This window comes from Streptomyces sp. NPDC055749 (genome assembly GCF_053617235.1).
Genome location: NZ_JBSHFH010000001.1, coordinates 284,874 through 306,584, shown reverse-complemented (window position 1 = coordinate 306,584; position 21,711 = coordinate 284,874). Strand labels below are relative to the sequence as shown.

Sequence of the window (21,711 nt, the reverse complement as noted above, 5' to 3'; positions counted from 1 at the left end):
CGATTGGAGGCGTTTCTCCGGCGCGCCGGTTGGGGCGGATATCCGTATTGTCGCTTTCGTTCGGTCCCGTCCGGTCGGCATCCCGTCGGGCGCGGACCCCGACCGCCGCCGAGAGCCGAGAAGGGCTGCCCGCCGATGCCGCTTCACAGAGGTGCCCACGGGCACGAGGACGAACCCCCCGAGGAGCGGCGCAGGCTCGCCCTCAACCCGTTCTTCGGCGAGGCCGATCCGGCTGCGGGGATGACGTCGGCGCCGCCGAGGCACCGGCTGCCGGACGGGCCGATGCCGCCGTCGACCGCGTACGGCCTCGTGCACGACGAGCTGATGCTCGACGGCAACGCCCGGCTGAACCTGGCCACGTTCGTCACCACCTGGATGGAGCCCCAGGCCGGTGTGCTGATGGCGGAGTGCCGGGACAAGAACATGATCGACAAGGACGAGTACCCACGCACGGCCGAGCTGGAGCGGCGCTGTGTCGCGATGCTCGCCGATCTGTGGCACGCGCCCGATCCGAGCGCCGCCGTGGGCTGTTCGACCACGGGGTCCAGCGAGGCGTGCATGCTCGCCGGGATGGCGCTGAAGCGGCGCTGGGCGGCGCGGAACCCCGACCGCTACCCGGCCACCGCCCGGCCCAATCTGGTGATGGGCATCAACGTGCAGGTCTGCTGGGAGAAGTTCTGCACGTTCTGGGAGGTCGAGGCCCGGCAGGTCCCGATGGAGGGTGGCCGCTTCCATCTCGACCCGCAGGCCGCCGCCGAGCTCTGCGACGAGAACACGATCGGGGTGGTCGGGATTCTCGGCTCCACGTTCGACGGTTCGTACGAGCCGATCGCGGAGCTGTGCGCGGCGCTGGACGAACTCCAGGAGCACACCGGCCTGGACATCCCCGTCCATGTGGACGGGGCGTCCGGGGCGATGGTGGCGCCGTTCCTCGACGAGGACCTGGTGTGGGACTTCCGGCTTCCCCGCGTCTCCTCGATCAACACCTCCGGGCACAAGTACGGCCTCGTCTATCCCGGGGTGGGCTGGGCGCTGTGGCGTACGGCCGCGCAACTGCCGGAGGAGCTGGTCTTCCGGGTCAACTATCTGGGCGGCGACATGCCGACGTTCGCGCTGAACTTCTCCCGCCCCGGCGCGCAGGTGGTGGCGCAGTACTACACGTTCCTGCGGCTGGGGCGGGAGGGATACCGGGCGGTGCAGCAGGCGTCACGGGATGTGGCGCGCGGGCTGGCTCTCCGGATCGAGAGCATGGGCGACTTCCAGCTCCTCACGCGTGGTGACGAGCTGCCGGTGTTCGCGTTCACGATGGCGCCCGATGTGACGTCGTACGACGTGTTCGACGTGTCGCGGCGGTTGCGGGAGCGCGGGTGGCTGGTGCCGGCGTACACCTTCCCGGCCCACCGGCAGGATCTGTCCGTGCTGCGGGTGGTGTGCCGCAATGGGTTCTCGTCGGACCTCGCGGAGTTGCTGGTGCAGGATCTCGGGCTGCTGCTGCCCGAGCTTCGGGCGCAGCGGCATCCGTTGAGTCATGACCAGGCGGTGGCTTCGTCGTTCCACCACTGAGCGGGGGCAGCGAAAGGCCGGTTCAGCGGCTCAGGTTCTTGAAACGCCGCACCGCCAGGGGGAAGAACACCGCCGTAATCGCCAGCGGCCAGGCCACCGCCAGGAGTTCGGCGTGGTCCGAGGCCCAGGTGCCGCCCGCTCCTCCCGGGTTGCCGAACAGGTCGCGTACCGCTGTCGCCGTCGCCGACATCGGGTTCCACTCGACCACCGCGCCGAGCCAGCCCGGCATCGACTCCGGGGTCGCGAAGACGTTGGAGAGGAAACCCACGGGCCAGACCAGGATCTGCACCGCCTGCACCATCTCCGGCTTGCCCGCCACCATCGCCAGCTGGATGCCGACCCACAGCATCGCGAACCGGAAGAGCAGCAGGAGGCCCACCGCCCCGAGCGCGGCGGCGAGGCCGTTGTGCCAGCGCCAGCCGACCGCGTAACCGACGCCGATCATCACGGCGAGCGCCGCCACCGACTGGAGCATGTCCGCGACGCTCCGGCCGACCAGCACCGCTCCCGAGACCATCGGCATGGAGCGGAAACGGTCGATGACGCCCTTGCCGAGGTCCTGGGTGACGGCGAGCATCGTCCCCTCCAGGCCGAAGGCCATGGTGAGCGCGAGCATGCCGGGCACCAGGAACTCGGTGTTGTCCCCGTTGACGCCCTGGCCGCCGCCGACCAGGTAGTTGAACATCAGGAGCAGCATCACCGGGAAGACCAGGCCGACGACCACCTGGACGGGCTGCCGTGCCCAGTGCGCGAGTTCGCGCCGGGTCATCGTCCAGGAGTCGGCCAGCGCCCAGCCGATACGGCCCGTCCCCGCGACCTTTGTCGTCGCCTTCACCGTTGCCGTGCCCGCGCTCATGCCGCTGCCTCCGCTTCGTCCGCTTCATCCGGCGTCCGGTCCGTGAGGGACAGGAACACCTCGTCCAGGGTCGGGCGCCGGACCGCGATGTCCTCCGCCACGATGCCCGCGTCCTCCAGCGCCCGTACGGTCCGGGTCAGTGCCGCCATCCGGTCCGGCGCGGGCGCGTTGAGCAGGCGCCGGTCCTCGTCCACGACCACGTCGTCCCCGAGAAGCGCGGCCGCTTCCGCGAGCCGGGCCGTGTCACGCAGGACCACGTCGATCCGGTCGCCGCCCACCATCGCCTTCAGTTCGTCGGCCGTCCCGTCCGCGATGGCCCGGCCCCGGTCGATGACCGAGATACGGTCGGCCAGCTGGTCCGCCTCGTCCAGATACTGCGTCGTCAGCAGTACGGTCGTACCGCCGCCGACCAGGGAACGCACCGCGCTCCACACCTCGGCCCTGCCGCGCGGGTCCAGCCCGGTCGTGGGCTCGTCCAGGAAGAGCACCTCCGGGTCGGTGATCAGCGAGGCGGCCAGATCGAGCCGCCGCCGCATGCCTCCGCTGTACTGCCCGACGGGCTTGCGGCCGGTGTCCGCGAGCCCGAATCGCTCCAGCAGCGCGTCCGCCCGGACGCCCGCCCGGCGTGCGCCCAGGTGGTACAGCCGGCCGAACATCTCCAGGTTCTGCCGGCCGCCCAGTTCCTCGTCCACCGCCGCGTGCTGCCCGAGCAGGCCGATCCGCCGCCGGACCTCGCCCGCCTCGGTGCGCACGTCGAGTCCCGCAACCTCGGCCCGGCCCTCGTCGTGCCGCAGAAGCGTCGACAGGATGCGTACGGCCGTGGTCTTGCCCGCACCGTTGGGGCCGAGCACGCCGTGCACCGTGCCCCGGCCGACGGTGAGGTCCAGCCCGTCCAGGGCGCGCTTCTCCCCGTACCGCTTGTGAACGCCTTCCACGACGATCGCGTCGGTCACAATCTCCACCAGCCCTCATGTAGTCAAACTTGACTAGATGGATGAAGGTAACCTGCCCGAATCCATTCGTCAAACTTGATTAGTGGTTGTCCCCGGGATCGGGGACACCTGTCGCGTAGGGGTTCTCCTCGCCCTCGCCGAGCACCCCGACGAACGGCTCCCCCTCACCCGCGAAGGTGTACGCGCCACCCTCGATCCGGGCGATCAGACCGCGCGTCCACTCGGCACCCGAATCCGCCGAGTACACCCACAGATGCATGATCTCCCCGATGTGCCCGAGCGATTCCGGGCCGTCCGCGGGGGTGTAGTGCTCGGTCACGGAGGCCCGCCACGCCTCGATGGCCCTGACCCGCTGCCGCAGCAGCGCGACCGCCTCGGACCGCTCCAGATCGACGATGAAGCCGATCGCGGCCGAGAGCACGTCCATCTTCTGGTCGTAGGACGTGATCGCCTCGCGCAGCAGCGCCAGGAACTCCCGCGTGCCCTCCGCGGTGATCTCGTACTCGGTGCGCGGCGGGCCGCCGGCCGTCGACGGGGCCACCTCGTGGGCGACCAGCAGGCCCTGCTTCGCCATCTGCTTGAGAGCGTGGTAGATCGATCCGGGTTTCGCGTTGGACCACTCGTGCGCGCCCCAGTACTCCAGGTCGTTGCGGACCTGATAGCCGTGCGCACGACCGTGCTGACGCACGGCTCCGAGGACCAGCAGCCGGATCGCGGACATTCCCACACTCTTTCTATTCAACTTTGACTAGGAGCTCTCCTCAGCGTAGCCCGCGTCCAGGGCGACCAGTTCGAAGGCGGTCTTTCCGTCGAGGGACTCCCGGATGATGTCCGCGTGCCCGGCGTGCCTGCCGATCTCCTCCACGAGATGGATCAGCAGCCAGCGCATCGAGACCCGGCCGTCCTTCGGGAACCAGGGCGCCTCGGGGAGCGGGAAGGTGTCGTTCATGCTGTCGACGGAGGCAATGAACTCCTCGGTCTCCCCGGCGACCTTCGCCCAGAAGGCGAGCATCTCGGGGACCGACTCGCCCTCGACCAGCCGGAAGCTGTCGGCCCAGGTCTCCTGGGTGCGCGCCTTCTCGTTCGGCTGCTGCTGGGCCATCCGGAGCCAGTTCAGCTCGGTCTCGGCCACGTGCTTGAGCAGCCCGGAGAGGGAGAGCTCGCTGGCGCTGGGGTGGCTCGCGGCCTGCCCCTCGGAGAGACCGATGACCGAACGGCGGAGGGCTCCGCGCTGCGCCTCGACGAAGGCGAGGAGTGCGCCGCGCTCGTCGCCGTGCGCCTCGGAGGGAACGTGAGTGACCATGGGGACCGCCTCTGGGGAACCGTGCCGGTGTCTTCTTCCTGACACCGACCACACTACGAACCCTTGCGGTCAACTCCTGTCCTCAACGCCCGGGCGTCAGAGGGGAAATTCGGTTCGCCCGTACTGGATGGAGATCCACTTCTGCGTGGTGAACGCCTCCACGGCCGCCTCGCCGTTCAGCCGGCCCATCCCCGACATCTTCTCGCCGCCGAAGGCCACCAGCGGGTCGTCCTGCACGGTGGAGTCGTTGACGTGGAACATCCCGCTCACGATGCGCCGCGCGAAGCGCACACCGCGCTCCACGTCCTTCGTGTGCACGGCGCCGCTCAGTCCGTAGGGGCTGTCGTTGACGATGCGTACGGCATCGTCCTCGCCGTCGAACGGCACCAGCAGCGCCACCGGGCCGAATATCTCCTGGGCCAGCAGCGGGGAGTCCTCGGGCAGCCCGGCCAGCACGGTCGGCTCGACGAGATTGCCGCGCGTACGACCCCTGACCAGCGCCGTGGCCCCGTCGGCGAGCGCCTGGTCGACCAGGGCCGTCAGGGCGTCCGCCTGGAAGGCGCTGATGACCGGGCCTATGCGGGTCTCCGGATCGCGCGGGTCCCCGGTCCTGAGTCCCGCCACCGCGGCGGTGAACCGCTCGGTGAACCGCGCCTCGACCGACCGGTCCACCAGGATGCGGTTGGCCGCCATGCTGACCTGCCCCTGGTACAGGAAGCGGCTGAAGACGGCGGCCTGGACCGCGTAGTCGATGTCCGCGTCCGCGAGCACCACCAGGGCGCTGTTGCCACTGAGTTCGAGGATGACCCGCTTGAAGAGTCCGGCCGCCGTCGCCGCGACATGGCGGCCGACGCGGTCCGAGCCGGTGAACGAGATCACCTTGGGCACGGGGTGCGCGATGAACGCGTCGCCTATCTCCGCGCTGTCCGTGACCACGATATTGAGCAGCCCGGCGGGGAGCCCCGCGTCCTCGAAGATCTTGGCCACCAGACCTCCGCCGACGACGGGCGCGTTCTGATGGGGTTTCACGACGACCGCGTTGCCGAGCGCCAGGGCGGGAGCCACGGACTTCATCGTCACCAGGAAAGGGAAGTTGAATGCACTGATCACACCGATGACCCCGACGGGCACCCGGTGGACGCGGTTCTCCTTGCCGTCCGTCGGCGACGGCAGCAGCCGGGCCAGGGGGCGCAGCGCCTGACCGGCCGCCTCGCGCAGGAATTCCTGGCAGATGCGGACCTCGTACTCCGCCTTGAGGCGGGTGCCGCCCAGTTCGTCGACGATCGCATCGGCGATATCGTCGGCGCGCTCCTCGATGATGCCCAGGGCGCGGGTCAGCACGGCACGGCGTTCGTACGGACTGGAAGCGGCCCATTCCCGCTGGGCGCGTTCCGCCGCGCGGTAGGCCCTGTCCACCTCCAGCGAGGTGGCGACGGTGATCGAGCCCAGCTTCTCGCCGTTGTAGGGATTGATATCGATGATGTCCCACGAGCCGCTGCCGGTCAGCCACTCGCCGTCGATGTACTGGTGGGCCAGTTCATTGAAGTAGGACATGCAATCCCTTACTGCAGGCGCAGACTCCGGCACGCTCCCGGTTCGGCTGATACGACGTCATCGTACTGATAAATCACGTCAGTTGAAGAAGTCCGCGGAGCAGATCGCGGCTTTCTTCCGGGCCCGGGCTGTCCTCGTGGAGCCGAATCATGGCCTTTTCGTACTGAGCGACTTCCTCTGCCTTGTCCAGATAAAGCGCACTTGTCAGCTGCTCCAAATAGACAATGTCCGACAGATCGGATTCCGGGAATCGCAGCATCGTAAATGCACCGCTCTCACCCGCATGACCGCCGAAACTGAAGGGCATCACTTGAAGGGTGATGTTCGGCTGCTCCGACATGTCGATCAGATGCCGCAACTGCGCGCGCATCACCTCGCGTTCGCCGTACGGACGGCGCAGCGCGGCCTCGTCGAGCACGGCGTGGAAGCGGGGGGCCCGCTCGGACACGAGCGCCTTCTGCCGCTCAAGACGCAGCGCGACCCGGCGGTCGATCTCCGCCGCGGGAGCCCCGCGCATGCCGCGGGAGACCACGGCATGGGCGTACGCCTCGGTCTGCAACAGGCCGTGGACGAACTGGACTTCGTAGATCCGGATGAGCGATGCCGCCCCCTCCAGACCGATATACGTCTGGAACCAGCCAGGCAGCACGTCTCCGAAGCTGTGCCACCAGCCCGCCACGTTGGCCTCACGGGCCAGGCCGAGGAGGGAGTCGCGCTCCACCTCGTCGGCGACACCGTAGAGCGTGAGCAGGTCCTCGACGTCCCTGGCCTTGAAGCTCACCCGTCCCAACTCCATGCGGCTGATCTTCGATTCGGAGGCGCGGATGGAGTAGCCGGCCGCCTCACGGGTGATGCCGCGCGACTCGCGCAGGCGCCTGAGCTGTGAGCCCAGCAGGATGCGCCGCACCACAGATCCACTCGACTCGCCTGCCGGCACTGGTCCAACCCTCCCCATCGCTTCCCGGACACCCGAGGCCCCCCTGAACCCCGAGTGCCGGATTCTGCCACCAAAACGCTTCAGCCCGTACTCATTCGATTACGGAAATGGGAAGACTTGCAGAAAGCTTCGAATCTGCACATGGGAAGAAATGAGTAAGAACCGGCACGCTGTCGGGCAGGTCCGGCGCGTGCACGTGCATCTGCCCTTGCATCTGCCCTGCGCATTCGGAACCATGGTCCTCGCGCACCTGCGTGCTCGTTCGTGTTGTGCCGCTGTACCCCCCGCAGTACCGCTACAGGCAGTGCCGCTACAGCCGCGAATCCCGGGAGTGCCTCGCATGGGGACGAATGGATCGACGATGCTCGAGCCGTTACGGCAGGGGCTTCCACCAACCGACCCCTCAGCGGTCGCCGGGACGGCCTCCTGCACGCTGCCGGCCCGCTACGAGGCGGTGGGCGGCGCACGGCAGTTCACCAGGAAGACGCTCGCCCAGTGGGAGTTGACCGAGCGGTTCGACGACGTCGCCCTGGTCGTGTCCGAACTCGTCACCAACGCGCTGCGCCACGCCCTGCCGGCGGACGTCGCCCGGGACCCGCACGACCCGCCCGTTCGACTGCACCTGATGCACTGGACGTCACGCCTGGTGTGCGCGGTGCGCGATCCCAGCCGGTCGGGTCCGGTGGCCGGTCAGGCCGCGGACTCGGCGGAGTCGGGTCGTGGCCTGTTCCTGGTGGAGTCCTTCAGCGACTCCTGGGGCTGGCACCCCTCCCCCGTACTGGCCGGGGAGAAACTGCCTCCGGGGGCACTGCGCGGCAAGGTGGTCTGGGCCCTGTTCCGGCTTCCCGACGGCACGACCGACGACGGCTCGTAGCGCCCGGGGCTCACAGGAAGGGCCTGCCCGCCGCGGCTCTCGCGGGAAGGGCCGCCCGCCGCGGTCAGCCGCCTGTCGCCAGGTGGTCGAACTCCCCGTCCTTGACGCCGAGCAGCAACGCCTCTATCTCAGCGGGCGTATAGACCAGAGCGGGCCCGTCGGGGTGGCGCGAGTTCCGCATCGCCACATTCCCTCCGGGCAGTTTGGCGAACTCCACACAGGAGCCCTGGGAGTTGCTGTGTCTGCTCTTCTGCCAGACGACTCCGCGAAGCTCTGTGGCCGCCATGCCGTTGTACACGTGGTGCACAGGACGCTCCCCGAGTTGCAAGGTGCAAGTGTCAACTAGCTCGGATCATAGCTCTGTTCATATGCCAATGCATGAGCAGATGCACGTGCACGCGGGGTGTTCCTTTGATTACAGCTTCCCGCCCCACCTGCCCACCCTCTCGGTGAAGAGACGAAGGGCACGTCTATTCGGCTCCCTCTCAAGGGAGTTGCTTCTTCCGCGCTGGTAGTTTGGCGCGGTCTTTCGACCGCAAATCAGCAGGGGGAAGTCCGCATGGACAGGTTCGTACGTACCGGAGCCGTCGTTGCCGCCGGCCTTGTCGCCGCACTCGCACTGACGGCCTGTGGCAGTGACGGCGACAGCGACGGAGGCGGCCGAAAGGGCGGCTCGGGCAAGGATTCCGGTTCTGGTTCCGATTCAGGTTCCGGTTCGGGCTCGGGTTCGGGCTCGGGTTCCGGGTCGGGCGGCGCCGACGCCTCGGCGCTCGAAGGCACCTGGGCGGGACTCACCGACGGGAAGTCCGTCGCACTGTCGGTCGCCTCGGGCAAGGTCGCGCTCGTCGCCGAACAGCACGTCTGCCAGGGCGAGGTGAAGGACCACGGCAAGGTGATGCTGACGCTGAAGTGCACCGACGGCAACACCGACCGGACCATGGGGTCCATCGAGTCCAACGACGGCAAGACGCTCGTCGTCTCGTGGGATGCCGGGGCGATGGACACGCTCACCAAGACCGATGTGAGCGCGCTGCCCACGGAACTGCCGGGCCTGCCCACTCCCTGACGACCGCGGCTCAGCCCTTGGCCTTGCCCGTGTCCAGGCTCCGCGAGAACTCCTCCAGGGCTTCCAGGAGCAGACCGGCACCCTCGCGCACCACGGGGTCGTGCATCGGGGCAGGGACATCCGTACCGGCTTCCGCTCCCGTCACGGCGTGCGAGCCCGACTCGTCGGTGTCCCAGTGGGCCGCCGCTTCCCGTACCGCTTCCCACTCCGGTACGCGGCGTTCCCGCACCGCTTTGGCCCCCTTCTCGGTGGCCTTCCGCAGGGCCGCGGCCAGCTCGGCGGCTCCAGGTACGGGGGCGGCCGAACCCGCGGGCAGATGCGCCTCCAGCACCATCGCGGCCCGGCCGAGCCGCCCCAGTGCGTGCTGGGCGCCGTCGGCGGCCGACCGGGAGATGCCCCGGTGGCGTACGGGCTCGTGCTGAGCCGTCGCCAGCGCCTCCTGCCAGGCGACCCGGGCCTCCCGGGTCGCCAGCAGAGCGGAGCGCACGTCCTCGTTGCTCCTGGCCGCCGGGTCGGCGTACTGGTCGACGACCGTGGCCGCGTACCGGCCGTCCGAGGTCAGCCAGGCGGCGAGGCGGTTGCGCAGCCGGGGAGTCTCCCAGGCCGGATAGATCGCGTACGAGACCATCGCGAGGATGCCGCCGGCGAGGGTCAGGCCGATGCGTTCGGATACGGTCTGCGACCAGTCGTCGCCCGCCATGCCGAGCAGGAAGACGACGTACGCGGAGACGCAGATCTGGCTGATCACGTAACCGGTGCGCATCAGCAGATACATCAGCAGGGCGCAGACCACCGCCAGGACGGCCGAGAGCGTGGCGTCCGGCCGCGCGGTCTGCACGATGGCGCTGGCGAGCCCGACCCCGACGACGGTGCCGCCGAAACGGGCCACGGAACGGGAGTACGTCTGCGAGAAGTCCGGGCGCATCACCATGACGGCCACCATCGGTGCCCAGTACCCGTGGCCGAAGGGCAACGCAACGCCGACCAGATAACCGGCGGCGACGACCGCCGAGACCCGGATGGCATGGCGCAGGATCGGCGAACCGCGCCGCAGCTCGGCGCGCATCGACCTCAGCACGACGGGGACCAGCCGCAGCAGCGTGGGGCGGCGGCGGTGCGGGGTGTCCGCGGCGGCGGTCTCCCCGTCGCCGGTGCCGCCGCCCTCGGCGATCTCGATGACGTCGTCGAGCAGGGCGGTGAGCCGGTCGGCGGCGCGGCGGGGCGGGCCGGTGAAGATCACCTCGGTGTCCGGGGTCCTGAGCGCCGAGAGGGCGGGTGCGGGGAGCCGCACCGGGTCGCCGTGCCGGATCGCGCGGGCCGCGGCGTCGAGCACGGATGCGGCGGCGGCGAGCAGTTCCCGGGCCCGGTCGCGTTCGGGCCCTTCCGCCGGGACGCCCAGGGCGGGGTCCGCGAGGGAGGCCAGCACGGGCCTGATCCGTTCGGCGACCCCGCGGGCGCCGTGCAGTTCGGCCGGCCTGCGGCGGGCCTGCCGGGGCGTGACCGCGGCTGCGCTGCGGGCGGTCATCATCAGCACCGGATCGAAGTCGGCGAGTGGGTCGTGCCGCAGCCTTCGGGCGTAGTCGCCCACGCCTGCGAGTGCGTCGGCGAGCGCGTCCCGCTGGGCGCCCCATCTGCGTACCGGAAACAGGACGATCAGCGCGGCCTGGACCACGCCGCCGACCGCGATCATCGCGGCGTGCACGGCCGCTTCGGCGACGGAGGTGGGCAGGGTGATCGTCACCAGCATGATCGCGACGTTGGACGAGGCGATGATGCCCGCCGTCGGGCCCGCCGCCCAGGCCAGACCGGAGACGAACGTCCAGAGCACGAGCAGGGCGACGAACAGGGCGGTGTGCGAGACGGTGAGGTAGCCGATGAAGGTCGACACGGCCAGGCTGGCACCGGAGACCAGGGCGAGGACGGGCCTGGGCCGCCAGCTGCGCTGGAAGGTGGCGATCGCCGCCTGGTACGCGCCGAACGCGGAACTGGCGGCGATCACGGGTCCGAAGAGCGCCAGGCTCGTCCCGAGGACGAGGGCGAGTCCTGCGGCCCCACGGATCGCGATGAGCGGTTCGAGGCGCCGCCGCTCGAACGTCAGCCCCGAGCGGGCGGTCTCCTTCAGCGCCCGGAGCCAGCTCATGCGCAGAGCCTAGCCGCAATGACGTACAAGACCGACTTGAGCGAACTTAAGGGAACTTAGGTGGCGATTGCGACTTAACGGTCAATCCCCGGTCCGCTTCTTCCCATGCGGGCCCGGTCCGCGGCGGCCGTGCCGTGGGTCCAGCCGTCGAGGTCCGTCGCACCGCGCACCCGTGTGGTGGTCGTCTTCGGGAACATCCGCTCGGCCGTGTCGGTGACCGCTACGTCGCGGGCGGCGAGGACCGGCAGCAGGCTGCCGGGAGCCGCGTGCTCGGTGCCGCCGCCGGTGTGGCCCAGGGTGTCGTCGCCCGCGTCGGCCGCCGCGGTGACCCGGGCGGTGTCGGACGCGAGACGGCTGCCGAGCCGTTGGGCGTACGCCATCAGGAAGGACTGCCTGAACGCCTTGGTCCGCTTGCGTCCGCCGGCGCGCTGACCCGCCTCGGCCTTCGTCATCGCGGACGTGCCCTGGACGAGCAGCGAGGTGAAGAGCAGTTCCACGGCCTCCAGGTCCGGTTCGAAACCGACGACTGTCGTGAAGCCGAAATCGCTGTTCCACACGCCCTGGCAGCGGTTCGCGGAGGCCACGGCGTCGAGGAGGATCGCCTTCGCCGTCTCGTACGGTGCGTCGACCCCGATCCGGCAGGCGCCCGGCGTCTCATCGCTGTGGGTACGGGCGGCGAGCAGGGCCTCGTCGATGCTGTGCCGGGCCATCAGTTCCTGCGCCTTGGTGGTGAGGGCCTCGGCCTCCTCCGGGAAGCCGGTCCCCTCCGCCTTCGCGAGCAGTGCGCGGATCCGCGTGAGCATGCGGGACTCGCCGTGGGCGGGCGGCGCGTGGAGGCGGTCGGCGGCGGTCCCGGGAGCCGGGCCTACGGGCTCGATGACGGGCAGGCGCAGGAGCAGGCGGTACAGGCCGAGGAGGGCGGAGGCGTAGGAGAAACGGTCGGGCCGGTTCCGGGGGGCGGGGGCGGGGAGCGCGGCGAGCTGGTCGGCCCAGCGGGGCGGGAGGTGCGGGTAGCGGGCGGTCTCGGCCGCGATCAGGGCGGCGGCGAGGGCTGCCCCGCCCTCGTCGAGCTCCCGCCGGACGATGCGGACGAGGTCGGCGGGCTGCCAGCCGCGGGCCCAGGCGCGGCGGATGAACTCCTCGCCGCGGGTGTGCGTCTCGTCGTCGGCGGTGGGGGCTGCGGCGAGGAGGGAGGCGCCGGTGTCGAGACCTGTGTCGTCGTCCGAGTACAGGGCCGTCGCGAATGCCTGGTCGATCACCGGTTCCATGAGGTCAGGGTAGGTGCCGGGGGCTTGCGCGGTGCGGGGGGAGGGCGCCTGCGGCGGGCTGTTCCCCTACCCGCCCCTTCCCGAACCTGGGGCTCCGCCCCAGACCCCGCGCCTCAAACGCCGGCGGGGCTGGGAAGCATCAGCACCAGCTTCCCCCGCACATGACCCGCCTCGCTCAGCCCGTGTGCCTTCGCCGCGTCGGACAGTGCGAACGTCTGCGCCACCGGCACCTTGAGCTCCCCCATGGCCGCCAGGCGGGCGTTGTCCTCCAGGAGTTCGCCTCCGGGGACGCCGCCTCCGGAGGAGAACCTCACTCCCAGCTTCCCGGCGTCGGGGTCGGCGATCGTGACGATCCGGTCCGTCGTGCCGCCGCGCAGCTCGATGGAGTCCGGCAGTGCACCACGGCCCGAGGCGTCGAAGACCGCGTCCACGCCCTGCGGGGCGACCTGGTGGACCCGGTCGGTCAGCCCCTCCCCGTACGCCACCGGGACCGCGCCCAGGACCCGCAGGTAGTCGTGGTTGGCCGGGGACGCCGTGCCGATCACCGTCGCGCCCCGGGCCGTCGCCAGCTGGACCGCCGCGGAGCCCACCGCTCCGGCCGCCCCGTGCAGCAGCAGGGTGTCGCCCTCGGTGACCGAGAGTTCGTCCAGTACCCGGGCGGCCGTCGCGGAGGCGACCGGCAGGGCGGCGGCGGCCTCCCAGCTCAGTTCCGCCGGTTTACTGGCGATGGCCCGCACGTCCGCCAGCGCGTGGGTGGCGTACGAGCCGGTGGCGCTCATGCCGAGGACCTCGTCGCCCGGCGCGAAGGCCGTGACCCCCTCGCCCGTCTCGTCGACCACTCCGGCGAACTCGATGCCCGGTGTCGCGGGCAGCGGCGTCGGGAAGACCTGCTCCAGCCAGCCGTGCCGGATCTTGTAGTCGATCGGGTTGACCACGGTCGCCCTGACCTGGACACGGACCTGGCCGGGGCCGGGGTGCACCTCGTCCACCCAGGCCAGGTGCAGCACCTCGGGACCGCCGAACCGCTCGTACACGATCGCTTCCATGCGTCGATCCTCACGGCCCGGATTCGGTCCGGCGACCCGGAGCCGCCGTCCGGGCCGTTGTCAGTGCCGGGTGCCAGACTCGATCCATGACCGATCGTTGGGCTCTGGCCACGGCAGAGGGCGGCGGTGCCCTGCTCGTACCGCTGGACCGGGACGGGCTGCCCGCCGGTCCCGTCCTCGCCGAGCCCGACCTCGTCGAGGCCGTCCGGTCACGGCCCGACGTGGCGCGCTGGGTCTGGCGGTCGACCGCCGAGATCTATCCACGGCTGCTCGCGGCGGGCGTCCGCGTGGAGCGGTGTTACGACGTGGAGTGCGCCGAGCTGCTGCTGCTCGGCCACGAGGGGCGCTTCGGGGAGCCCCGCTCCGCAGCCGCTGCCTGGGCCCGCCTGCGGAACGCACCCGTGCCACCCGACCCGCCGCCCCGGTCCGCGGAGCCCGGATCGCAGTCCTCCCTCTTCGAGCCGCAGTCGGGCACGGACGTGCCCTTCGACGCGCTGCTCGCCGTCTACGCCGAGCAGGTGCGCCGCCATGACAAGGCGCTGCACCCGGACAGGATGCGGCTGCTCACCGCGTCCGAGTCGGCCGGAATGCTCGTCGCCACCGAGATGAACAGGGCGGGCCTGCCCTGGCGTGCGGACGTGCACCGGGACCTGCTGCACGAGCTGCTGGGCGAGCGGTACGCGGGCGGCGGGGAGCCCCGCAGACTGGCCGAGCTGGCGGACGAGGTGTCGGCGGCGTTCGGCAGGCGGGTGCGTCCCGATCTGCCCGCCGACGTACTGAAGGCGTTCGCCCAGGCCGGGCTCAAGGTGAAGTCGACCAGGCGCTGGGAGCTGGAAGAGCTCGACCATCCGGCCGTGGAGCCGCTGATCGCGTACAAGAAGCTGTACCGGATCTGGACGGCGCACGGCTGGAGCTGGCTCCAGGACTGGATCCGAGACGGCCGCTTCAGACCGGAGTACCAGCCGGGCGGCACGGTCAGCGGTCGCTGGACGACCAACGGCGGCGGGGCCCTCCAGATCCCCAAGGTCATACGGCAGGCCGTCGTCGCCGACGAGGGCTGGCGGCTGGTCGTCGCCGACGCCGACCAGATGGAGCCGAGAGTCTTGGCCGCGATCTCCCGCGACCGGGGGCTGATGGAAGTGGCCGGCCATGACGGCGACCTCTACAAGGCGCTGTCCGACCGGGCGTTCCACGGCGACCGCGACCACGCGAAGATCGCCCTGCTGGGCGCGATCTACGGACAGACGTCCGGCGACGGCCTGAAGAATCTGGCCGCGCTGCGCCGGAGGTTCCCGCAGGCCGTGGCCTATGTCGACGATGCGGCGAAGGCCGGTGAGGAAGGCCGTCTCGTACGGACCTGGCTGGGCCGGACGAGCCCTCCGGCAGCCGGGGCCGGGGAGGCCGACGAGGCGGGCATCCCGCAGGAGAGCGAGGAGTTGGCCGGCGGCGCTTCCGGGGACACGGAGTTCACCCCGGGCTACGCCTCGTCGAACGCCCGGGCGCGGGGCCGCTTCACGCGGAACTTCGTGGTGCAGGGCAGCGCCGCGGACTGGGCGCTGCTGCTCCTGGCCGCGCTGCGGCGGACGCTCGCGGCCGGGCATCTGCGCGCCGAGCTGGTCTTCTTCCAGCACGACGAGGTGGTCGTGCACTGCCCGGCCGAGGAGGCCGAGACCGTGGTGGAGGCGATCCGGGCCGCCGGGGAGCTGGCCGGGCGGACCGCCTTCGGCGAGACACCGGTGCGGTTCCCGTTCACCACGGCGGTCGTGGAGCGGTATTCCGATGCCAAGTGAGGCTGTGGAAGGGTCCCGTCCGCGCGGTGGACCGCGTGGACGGGACCCTTCGGGGCGGTGGTGCGCCGCCTGCTGCCGCGTCTACCCGCGTTCCCACAACGCGGGGACCTGGGGCGGTTCCCAGCCGGCCATGGCCAGGTGGCCCTGCAGACAGCGGTAGGCGACCCCGCCGTAGGTGACGCGGTCTCCCGCGCGGTACGAGGTCCCGGCCGACCAGGTCGCGCCGGGAGGGTCGGTGGGCGGATCGGTGGGCGGATCGGTGGGACCTGGTGTCTGGGCGACGTCGAGGACGAAGTCGAAGGTGCCCTGTCTGCCGTTCCCAGCGGTGCGCACATTCATCAGGAGCGCCGGGTCGAAGAGGGAATCGGTGGCGTTGCGCGGCTCGTTCGGGAAGTACAGCTGGGTGGTGAGGACCGGACGGCCCGGAGCCTGGGCCTTCACATGGATGTGCCGGGTGCGTCCGGGATAGAGACCCGCCACGACCGTGGTGAGCGAGAAGGCCCCGTTGGCATCGGTGAACTGGTGGCCTCGGAAGGCGTAGCCCGCCATGTCGTACGCACCGTTGGTGTCGGCCTGCCAGAAGTCGAGGAGCACTCCGGGGACCGGACGGCAGGCCCGGCCGAAGACATAGCCGCTGACGGTCAGCGGTACGCCGGGGGTCCCCGCCGTCACCAGGCTGGTGCGCCGCGGGGAGTTCGGCCGGAAGTACGGGCCCTGCATCTGCGGCGGCGTCGGATCGTCACCGTCGTCGCAGGCGGGTGTGAGGGCGAGCGGCCGGTTGTCGGAGCCGGTGTCGCGGGCGAGCGCGACGCCTCCTCCGGCGAGCAGCGGGGCGGCGCTCGCGACGATCGCGGCCTTGAGAAGGCTCTTGCGGCTGATCCGGCGGTCCCTGGCGGCCTCGGGAAGATCGTCGTTCGGGATGCCGTCGCTTGCTGGTGAGGTCATGACGTACTCCTCGGAACGGGGAGAGGACAGGGCAGGTCAGATCCGCTGCCACAGTGCCGGCACGTTCGGCGGCTGCCAGCCCGCCTGGGCCGTGTGGCCCTGGAGGCAGCGGTAGGTCGCGCCGCCGTACGTGACCGTGGCACCGGCGGCGTACGCCGTGCCCGCGGCCCAGGTCCCGCCCGGCTCGGTCGGCGGGTCCGTCGGATCGGTGGGCGGATCGGTCGGTGTGCCGCTGGTCATCAGGGTCAGCCCGTATACCTGGAGCGCGGCGTTCAGCGGCTGGAAGTACGTCGTACCGCCGGAGGAGCAGTTGCCCGAGCCGCCGGAGGTGACGCCCTGCGCCTGGCTGCCGGAGAGGAACGAGCCACCGGAGTCGCCGGGTTCGGCGCACACGCTGGTGCGGGTCACCGGGGAGATGGTGCCCTCCGGGTAGGTGACGCTGGTGTTGCGCTGCTGGATGGTGCCGCAGTGCCAGCCGGTCGTCGAACCGGAGCGGCAGACCGAGGCGCCTTCGAGCATCTCGGTGGAGCCGGTGACGGTCACGTCTCCCCGGCCGTAGCCGTTCACCAGGGCGCGCGGGGTCCAGTTGGCGTTGGTGGCGACCCAGGCGTAGTCGCGGCCGGGGAAGGTGGACGCCTGGAAGGAGCCCTGGGCCTGCTGGTTGACACCGGTGGTCGTCGTGCCGGCCCGGCCGCAGTGCCCCGCGGTGACGAAGCCGTTCTGCGTACCGCGCTTGACGGGAAAGCCGATGGAGCAGCGGCCCGAGCCGTTCATGTAGTACGCGTCGCCGCCACGCAGGTCCGCGAGGGGCCGGGGCCGCTCGGTGGACCGGTTGACCTCCACCATGGAGCGGGAGACACCGGCGGCGTCGAGGAAGGTGTTCGCGGCAGAGGCGTCCGCCGCGTTGACGACGACCCGGTTGGTGCGCACGTCGACGTACCAGGAGGGCACGTTCCTGGGGGACTTGTTACGCGCCGCGCTGTCCAGCGCGGCCTTGGCAGCTTCGAGGCGGTCCAGGCTGTGGCCGACGACCTCGGCCTCGGCGCCCGCCGCGGTGATGCGCCCGGCCTCCGCGGCGTCGGTGGTGGCGACGGTGAGGGTCGCGCTGTCACCGCTCACCCTCGCTCCGGCGAAGCTGGCGCCGAGGGACTTCTCCAGACCCGCGGCGACGGCCGCGGCCCGGTACTCGTTGCCTATCCGGCTCCTGGCCTCCTTCTCGCTCAGGCCGAGGTCGCGCCGCATGGCCTCGATCAGACCGGGTGACACCTGCTCGGCCGCGACCGCGGAGGGGGTGGCGGTGCCCGTCGGATCGGCCGAAGCGGTTCCGGTCAGACCCGCGAGGGCGAGCGCGCCCACCGCCACGGTGGCGGTACATGCGGCGAGTGCGCGTCTGCGGAGTGCGGTGGTCTCCACGTAACTCTCCTTGGTGTGAGGGGTGCTGGGCTCCGTGGCGGGGAGCCGGGTCGGGGATTGCCCAAAACGTAGCCGCGCGCACGACGCCCGAGGAGATCCCGTCCGCCCCCTCACTTCGCGTTATGGGGTGTCCCCGGCGATGCCCCCAGCGGTGTCCCCGGCGATCTTCCGCGCCGTACCGGAAGCCCGGCCCGAAACCCCGCCCTGAAGGCGCGCTATAGGCTCCGCGCATGGCGACGCACGAGCACGAGATCACCGCACCCGTCGACCTCTGCGGGCCCGATGGCCGGCTGAATCCGGTGGCTGTCGGCTGGTCCAGGCAGCCACTGCACCGCGCCAACCTGCGCGGCTGGGGCCGGACGAAACGGTGGGAGTACTGGTGCGTGACCACGCCCACCCATCTCGTCGCGCTGACCGTGAGCGACCTCGACTTCCTCGGCCTGAACACGGTCTACGTACTTGAGTACGGGCCCGGGGGACGTGAGTTGGAGCGCACCGCGATCGTCCCCGGCGCCCGTGGCATCGCCCTCCCGGAGTCGATCGCCGGAGCACCCGGCTCCGCCGACGTGGTGGTCGGCCCGGCCCGGCCGGTCCGTGGCGCGGTGCGGATCGAGATCCGCGACGAGCCCGGGGGCACCCGGCTGCGCGCCCGTTGCCTCACCCCGGACCGGCTGCCCGTGGAGGTGGACCTGCTGGTCGACCGCCCGGCCGGTCACGAATCGCTGTCCGTCGTCGTGCCCTGGAGCAGCACGCGTTTCCAGTACACGTCCAAGCAGACGGCGCTCCCCGCGACGGGCTCGGTCCGGATCGGCACCGACGTCCTGCCGTTCGATGCGGAGGACACCTGGGCGGTCCTCGACCACGGCCGCGGTCGCTGGCCGCGCTCGGTCGACTGGAACTGGGGCGCGGCCTCGGGCCGTACCGACGGCCGGACCGTGGGCCTCCAGTTCGGCGGGCGCTGGACCGCGGGCACCGGTTCGACGGAGAACGGTCTCTGCGTGGACGGCCGGCTCACCAAGATCGGCGAGGAACTGGAGTGGAACTGGTCCGCCGACGACCTCCTCTCCCCCTGGACCGTCCGGACCCCGTCGTCGGACCAGGTGGATCTGGCCTTCACCCCGTTCCACAACCGGGCCACGCGCACGGAGGCCGGACTGATCGCCAACCGCACCGACCAGTGTTTCGGCCATTACGACGGCCGTATCCGCACCGACGACGGCACCGAGACCGTCGTCGAACGGCTGCTGGGCTGGGCCGAAGACGTGCACATGCGCTGGTGACCCCCCTCCGGCGTGGGTCGAGCCACATGCACCGGTGACTCCCCCTCCGGCGGCGGCCCGGGTAGGTTCCCCTCATGCACACAGGCCAACCGCTGGGCTCAGGACGCACCGCCGATGTGTACGAGATCGACGAGTCCTGGGTCCTGCGCCGCTACCGCGACGGCACCGACGCCACGCCCGAACTGGCCGTCATGGCGTACCTCGCCGCCTCCGGCTTCCCGGTCCCCCGCATAGGCCCGCCCGCCGGACCCACGATGCCGCTCTCCGATCTGGTGCTGCAACGGCTGACAGGACCGACGATGGCCGAGGCCCTGCTCGCGGGCACGCTCAGCGGGCCGGAGGGCGCCGAGACACTCGCGCGGCTCCTGCGCGAACTGCACGCGATCCCGCCCCGGCTCTCCCACGACCCGGACGACCGGATCATCCACCTCGATCTGCATCCCGAGAACGTCATGCTGACGCCCGCCGGGCCGGTCGTGATCGACTGGAGCAACGCCGCCGAGGGGCCGCCGGGCCTCGACCGGGCCATGTCGGCCCTGATCCTGGCGCAGGTCTCGCTCGACCCCGCGTTCCCGGCCGGAGCCGACGTACGCGGACTGCTCGGGGAACTGCTCGACCGGCTCGCCGATGACGGTGGCGTACCCGCCGATGCCCTCGCCCGCGCCAGGACGCTCCGCGCGGCCGACCCGTGCCTGACCGGACACGAGCTGGCGGTACTCGACGAGGCGGCGGAGCTGGTCGCCGCGGCGGCGGGCTGACCCGCCCGCGTAAAACACCCCCCGTAACTACCCGCGCAGGTACGCCAGTACGGCGAGCACCCGGCGGTTCGTCTCATCCGTGACCGAGAGGTCGAGCTTCGTCAGGATGGAGCCGAAGTGCTTGCTGACCGTGCCCTCACTGACCGACATCGCCTGCGCCACCGAGGCATTCGAGCGGCCCTCGGCCATCAGCGCCAGCACCTCCTGTTCCCGGGCGGTGAGCCGGGACAGCGGATCGCGTCGGTGCCTGAGCAATTGGCGTACGACCTCCGGATCGACCACGGTGGCGCCGCCCGCGACCCGCTGGAGCGCGTCGACGAACTCCTCGACGTTGCCGATCCGCTCCTTGAGGAGATAGCCGACACCCGTACCGTCGGACGAGTCCAGCAACTCCTCGGCGTACGCCCGCTGGACGTACTGGCTGAGGACCAGGACAGGCAGCTGCGGCCGCGTCTCGCGCAGGGCGACGGCGGCCCGCAGCCCCTCGTCGGAGAATCCGGGCGGCATCCGCACATCGGTCACGACGATGTCCGGACCGTGTTCGTCGACCGCCGCGGTCAGCTCGTCGGCGGTGCCGACGCCCGCCACGACCTGGTGACCGAACCGCTCCAGCAGACCGACGAGGCCTTCCCGCAGGAGCACGCTGTCCTCGGCCAGCACGATGCGCAACATCAGATCCTCAAGGCGGAATCGGGTACGTCCAGCCGGAACACCGTCGGTCCTCCGGGCGGGCTGGACAGTAGCAGGTGACCGTCCAGCACGGACACCCGGTCGGCCACCCCCTGGAGCCCGGTGCCACCGGCCGTGTCCGCCCCGCCCGCCCCGTCATCGCGCACCTCGACGACCAGCATCCCTTCCGCCACCCGGCCGTTCACCTCCGCCCGGCTCGCCCCGCTGTGCTTGGCGACATTGGCAAGGGCCTCGCAGACCGCGAAGTACACGGCCGTCTCGACGTGTTCGGGGAGGCGGCCCGGCAGCTCGAACTCCACGTCGACGGGCACCGCCGACCGGTCCGCGAGATCCTCGACCGCCGCCTGGAGACCGCGGTCGGTGAGCACCTGCGGATGGATCCCCTGGATCAGTTCCCTGATCTCGACCAGCGCGGCCCGCGCCTCGTCGTGCGCCTTGGCGAGCAGACCGCCCAGCGGCTCGGCCGGGCTCTCCAGCCTGGCCAGGCCCAGCGTCATCGACAGGGCGACGAGCCGCTGCTGCGCGCCGTCGTGCAGATCGCGCTCGATCCTCCGGCGCTCCGCCTCGAAGGCGTCCACCAGCCGCATCCGTGACCGTCCCAGCTCGACGATCCTGGCGTCGGTCCCGCCGCCGCCCGCCGACAGCATCCACCGGGTCAGCGCGCCGCGTGCCGCGGCCACAAGACCCACCGGATAGGCGAACACGGGCAGCAGCACGGCCCCGAGAAGCGCCGCGGCGAATGCCTGCGGGTACGTCTCCGCAAGACCGAGCTTCAGTACGCGTACCTCGTCGCCGCCGGTGACCGCGGCCATCACGACCGGCGTCGAGAGCAGCCCGCCGCAGACCGCGAGCACGGTCCCGATCACCAGCGCCTCCAACGGCCACAGCACCCAGGCGAAGAGCATCGCGAAACCCAGCTCCCGCCAGGTGGCCCGCTCCCTGAGCCGGGTCCGCACCCACGCGGCCAGGCCGGTGCGGTCCGGATCGCGGTGCGGATCGCCGATCGGGGCGGGGTCGATCAGCCGCAGCCGCCGACGCTCCAGCGCGGCCACCGGGATGCCGGTGAGCGCGAGCATCAGGAGCAGCGGAATCCCGATGAGTACGAGGGTCAGCGCACTGCCCACGACCGCGAGCAGCAGTACGCAGCCGAGGACGGCAAGCCCGATGGGAACACTGCTGAGCAGATAGAGCGCCGAACGCCACGGCCACCCGCCGAGGAGGTAGCGGGGCCGTCGAAGTGCCTGACCGATGCTGAGGGAGCGCATGAGCGCACGG

General features: G+C 71.0%; 20 protein-coding genes. 6 read left to right on the top strand and 14 right to left on the bottom strand.

The window, feature by feature from the left end:
• The first annotated feature begins 135 nt into the window (after positions 1 to 135).
• On the top strand, positions 136 to 1,563 hold the full coding sequence (locus tag ACWGO0_RS01420; RefSeq protein WP_453526197.1) for a glutamate decarboxylase: 1,428 nt from the start codon (positions 136 to 138) through the stop codon (positions 1,561 to 1,563).
• A 22-nt stretch (positions 1,564 to 1,585) separates the two neighbouring features.
• On the opposite strand, the gene ACWGO0_RS01415 is transcribed toward ACWGO0_RS01420, so the two are convergent.
• From ACWGO0_RS01415 to ACWGO0_RS01390, 6 genes are all read right to left on the bottom strand, one after another.
• Positions 1,586 to 2,419: an ABC transporter permease gene (locus ACWGO0_RS01415; protein WP_453526194.1), complete on the bottom strand. Its 834-nt coding sequence runs from the start codon at positions 2,417 to 2,419 to the stop codon at positions 1,586 to 1,588.
• Entirely contained in the window at positions 2,416 to 3,372 is a 957-nt protein-coding gene (locus ACWGO0_RS01410) for an ATP-binding cassette domain-containing protein (protein ID WP_453526397.1), read from the bottom strand. Before ACWGO0_RS01410 ends, ACWGO0_RS01415 begins: the two co-directional genes overlap by 4 nt.
• Positions 3,373 to 3,451: 79 nt before the next feature.
• Positions 3,452 to 4,093, bottom strand: coding sequence for a PadR family transcriptional regulator (locus tag ACWGO0_RS01405; protein ID WP_453526191.1), 642 nt, complete (start codon positions 4,091 to 4,093; stop codon positions 3,452 to 3,454).
• Positions 4,094 to 4,120: 27 nt separating this feature from the next.
• Positions 4,121 to 4,675 carry a DinB family protein gene (locus tag ACWGO0_RS01400; RefSeq protein ID WP_453526188.1) on the bottom strand — a complete coding sequence of 185 codons (555 nt, stop codon included), beginning with the start codon at positions 4,673 to 4,675 and terminating at the stop codon, positions 4,121 to 4,123.
• Between the two features lie 96 nt (positions 4,676 to 4,771).
• Positions 4,772 to 6,229, bottom strand: a complete 1,458-nt coding sequence (locus ACWGO0_RS01395; RefSeq protein ID WP_453526185.1) for an aldehyde dehydrogenase family protein — start codon at positions 6,227 to 6,229, stop codon at positions 4,772 to 4,774.
• 73 nt (positions 6,230 to 6,302) lie between these two features.
• On the bottom strand, positions 6,303 to 7,184 hold the full coding sequence (locus tag ACWGO0_RS01390) for a helix-turn-helix domain-containing protein (RefSeq protein ID WP_453526182.1): 882 nt from the start codon (positions 7,182 to 7,184) through the stop codon (positions 6,303 to 6,305).
• A gap of 343 nt (positions 7,185 to 7,527) precedes the next feature.
• Here ACWGO0_RS01390 and ACWGO0_RS01385 point away from each other — a divergent pair, with 343 nt between their 5' ends.
• Positions 7,528 to 8,040 carry an ATP-binding protein gene (locus ACWGO0_RS01385; RefSeq protein WP_453526179.1) on the top strand — a complete coding sequence of 171 codons (513 nt, stop codon included), beginning with the start codon at positions 7,528 to 7,530 and terminating at the stop codon, positions 8,038 to 8,040.
• Positions 8,041 to 8,104: 64 nt separating this feature from the next.
• On the opposite strand, the gene ACWGO0_RS01380 is transcribed toward ACWGO0_RS01385, so the two are convergent.
• Positions 8,105 to 8,347, bottom strand: coding sequence for a DUF397 domain-containing protein (locus tag ACWGO0_RS01380; RefSeq protein ID WP_056793446.1), 243 nt, complete (start codon positions 8,345 to 8,347; stop codon positions 8,105 to 8,107).
• 252 nt (positions 8,348 to 8,599) lie between these two features.
• Here ACWGO0_RS01380 and ACWGO0_RS01375 point away from each other — a divergent pair, with 252 nt between their 5' ends.
• Positions 8,600 to 9,106 carry a hypothetical protein gene (locus tag ACWGO0_RS01375; RefSeq protein ID WP_453526176.1) on the top strand — a complete coding sequence of 169 codons (507 nt, stop codon included), beginning with the start codon at positions 8,600 to 8,602 and terminating at the stop codon, positions 9,104 to 9,106.
• A 10-nt stretch (positions 9,107 to 9,116) separates the two neighbouring features.
• Here ACWGO0_RS01375 and ACWGO0_RS01370 read toward each other — a convergent pair whose 3' ends face one another.
• The 3 genes from ACWGO0_RS01370 to ACWGO0_RS01360 all read right to left on the bottom strand — a co-directional run bounded on the left by ACWGO0_RS01370 (position 9,117) and on the right by ACWGO0_RS01360 (position 13,560).
• Positions 9,117 to 11,246 (bottom strand): FUSC family protein, encoded by a 2,130-nt coding sequence (locus ACWGO0_RS01370; RefSeq protein WP_453526173.1) that lies wholly within the window; start codon positions 11,244 to 11,246, stop codon positions 9,117 to 9,119.
• Between the two features lie 74 nt (positions 11,247 to 11,320).
• On the bottom strand, positions 11,321 to 12,514 hold the full coding sequence (locus ACWGO0_RS01365; protein ID WP_453526170.1) for a DUF2786 domain-containing protein: 1,194 nt from the start codon (positions 12,512 to 12,514) through the stop codon (positions 11,321 to 11,323).
• Positions 12,515 to 12,627: 113 nt separating this feature from the next.
• Positions 12,628 to 13,560: an NADP-dependent oxidoreductase gene (locus ACWGO0_RS01360; protein ID WP_453526167.1), complete on the bottom strand. Its 933-nt coding sequence runs from the start codon at positions 13,558 to 13,560 to the stop codon at positions 12,628 to 12,630.
• Between the two features lie 86 nt (positions 13,561 to 13,646).
• Between ACWGO0_RS01360 and ACWGO0_RS01355 the strand changes: the two genes are divergently transcribed.
• Complete coding sequence (locus tag ACWGO0_RS01355; RefSeq protein WP_453526164.1) at positions 13,647 to 15,350, top strand: bifunctional 3'-5' exonuclease/DNA polymerase; 1,704 nt, start codon at positions 13,647 to 13,649, stop codon at positions 15,348 to 15,350.
• Positions 15,351 to 15,431: 81 nt separating this feature from the next.
• Here the strand turns inward: ACWGO0_RS01355 and ACWGO0_RS01350 are convergent, their stop codons facing one another.
• Positions 15,432 to 16,295 carry a carbohydrate-binding protein gene (locus ACWGO0_RS01350; protein ID WP_453526161.1) on the bottom strand — a complete coding sequence of 288 codons (864 nt, stop codon included), beginning with the start codon at positions 16,293 to 16,295 and terminating at the stop codon, positions 15,432 to 15,434.
• A 36-nt stretch (positions 16,296 to 16,331) separates the two neighbouring features.
• Entirely contained in the window at positions 16,332 to 17,708 is a 1,377-nt protein-coding gene (locus ACWGO0_RS01345; RefSeq protein ID WP_453526158.1) for an alpha-lytic protease prodomain-containing protein, read from the bottom strand.
• A 230-nt stretch (positions 17,709 to 17,938) separates the two neighbouring features.
• Between ACWGO0_RS01345 and ACWGO0_RS01340 the strand changes: the two genes are divergently transcribed.
• Positions 17,939 to 18,988, top strand: coding sequence for a DUF2804 domain-containing protein (locus ACWGO0_RS01340; RefSeq protein ID WP_453526155.1), 1,050 nt, complete (start codon positions 17,939 to 17,941; stop codon positions 18,986 to 18,988).
• Between the two features lie 74 nt (positions 18,989 to 19,062).
• The gene (locus ACWGO0_RS01335) at positions 19,063 to 19,746 is read left to right on the top strand and encodes a phosphotransferase (RefSeq protein ID WP_453526152.1); all 684 of its coding nucleotides are present in this window, start codon (positions 19,063 to 19,065) and stop codon (positions 19,744 to 19,746) included.
• A 27-nt stretch (positions 19,747 to 19,773) separates the two neighbouring features.
• On the opposite strand, the gene ACWGO0_RS01330 is transcribed toward ACWGO0_RS01335, so the two are convergent.
• The gene (locus tag ACWGO0_RS01330; protein WP_453526149.1) at positions 19,774 to 20,418 is read right to left on the bottom strand and encodes a response regulator transcription factor; all 645 of its coding nucleotides are present in this window, start codon (positions 20,416 to 20,418) and stop codon (positions 19,774 to 19,776) included.
• A complete protein-coding gene (locus ACWGO0_RS01325) occupies positions 20,418 to 21,701 on the bottom strand; it encodes a sensor histidine kinase (protein WP_453526146.1) in 1,284 nt (427 codons plus the stop codon). Before ACWGO0_RS01325 ends, ACWGO0_RS01330 begins: the two co-directional genes overlap by 1 nt.
• Positions 21,702 to 21,711: the final 10 nt, after the last annotated feature.

Bases quoted from the DNA above. Each gene is read 5' to 3' on its own strand.
- ACWGO0_RS01375 (WP_453526176.1), top strand. From the start codon at position 8,600: ATGGACAGGTTCGTACGTACCGGAGCCGTCGTTGCCGCCGGCCTTGTC.
- ACWGO0_RS01390 (WP_453526182.1), bottom strand. From the start codon at position 7,184: ATGGGGAGGGTTGGACCAGTGCCGGCAGGCGAGTCGAGTGGATCTGTG.
- ACWGO0_RS01370 (WP_453526173.1), bottom strand. From the start codon at position 11,246: ATGAGCTGGCTCCGGGCGCTGAAGGAGACCGCCCGCTCGGGGCTGACG.
- ACWGO0_RS01415 (WP_453526194.1), bottom strand. From the start codon at position 2,419: ATGAGCGCGGGCACGGCAACGGTGAAGGCGACGACAAAGGTCGCGGGG.
- ACWGO0_RS01400 (WP_453526188.1), bottom strand. From the start codon at position 4,675: ATGGTCACTCACGTTCCCTCCGAGGCGCACGGCGACGAGCGCGGCGCA.
- ACWGO0_RS01350 (WP_453526161.1), bottom strand. From the start codon at position 16,295: ATGACCTCACCAGCAAGCGACGGCATCCCGAACGACGATCTTCCCGAG.
- ACWGO0_RS01335 (WP_453526152.1), top strand. From the start codon at position 19,063: ATGCACACAGGCCAACCGCTGGGCTCAGGACGCACCGCCGATGTGTAC.
- ACWGO0_RS01395 (WP_453526185.1), bottom strand. From the start codon at position 6,229: ATGTCCTACTTCAATGAACTGGCCCACCAGTACATCGACGGCGAGTGG.
- ACWGO0_RS01340 (WP_453526155.1), top strand. From the start codon at position 17,939: ATGGCGACGCACGAGCACGAGATCACCGCACCCGTCGACCTCTGCGGG.
- ACWGO0_RS01355 (WP_453526164.1), top strand. From the start codon at position 13,647: ATGACCGATCGTTGGGCTCTGGCCACGGCAGAGGGCGGCGGTGCCCTG.
- ACWGO0_RS01385 (WP_453526179.1), top strand. From the start codon at position 7,528: ATGCTCGAGCCGTTACGGCAGGGGCTTCCACCAACCGACCCCTCAGCG.
- ACWGO0_RS01360 (WP_453526167.1), bottom strand. From the start codon at position 13,560: ATGGAAGCGATCGTGTACGAGCGGTTCGGCGGTCCCGAGGTGCTGCAC.
- ACWGO0_RS01330 (WP_453526149.1), bottom strand. From the start codon at position 20,418: ATGTTGCGCATCGTGCTGGCCGAGGACAGCGTGCTCCTGCGGGAAGGC.
- ACWGO0_RS01420 (WP_453526197.1), top strand. From the start codon at position 136: ATGCCGCTTCACAGAGGTGCCCACGGGCACGAGGACGAACCCCCCGAG.
- ACWGO0_RS01405 (WP_453526191.1), bottom strand. From the start codon at position 4,093: ATGTCCGCGATCCGGCTGCTGGTCCTCGGAGCCGTGCGTCAGCACGGT.
- ACWGO0_RS01325 (WP_453526146.1), bottom strand. From the start codon at position 21,701: ATGCGCTCCCTCAGCATCGGTCAGGCACTTCGACGGCCCCGCTACCTC.
- ACWGO0_RS01365 (WP_453526170.1), bottom strand. From the start codon at position 12,514: ATGGAACCGGTGATCGACCAGGCATTCGCGACGGCCCTGTACTCGGAC.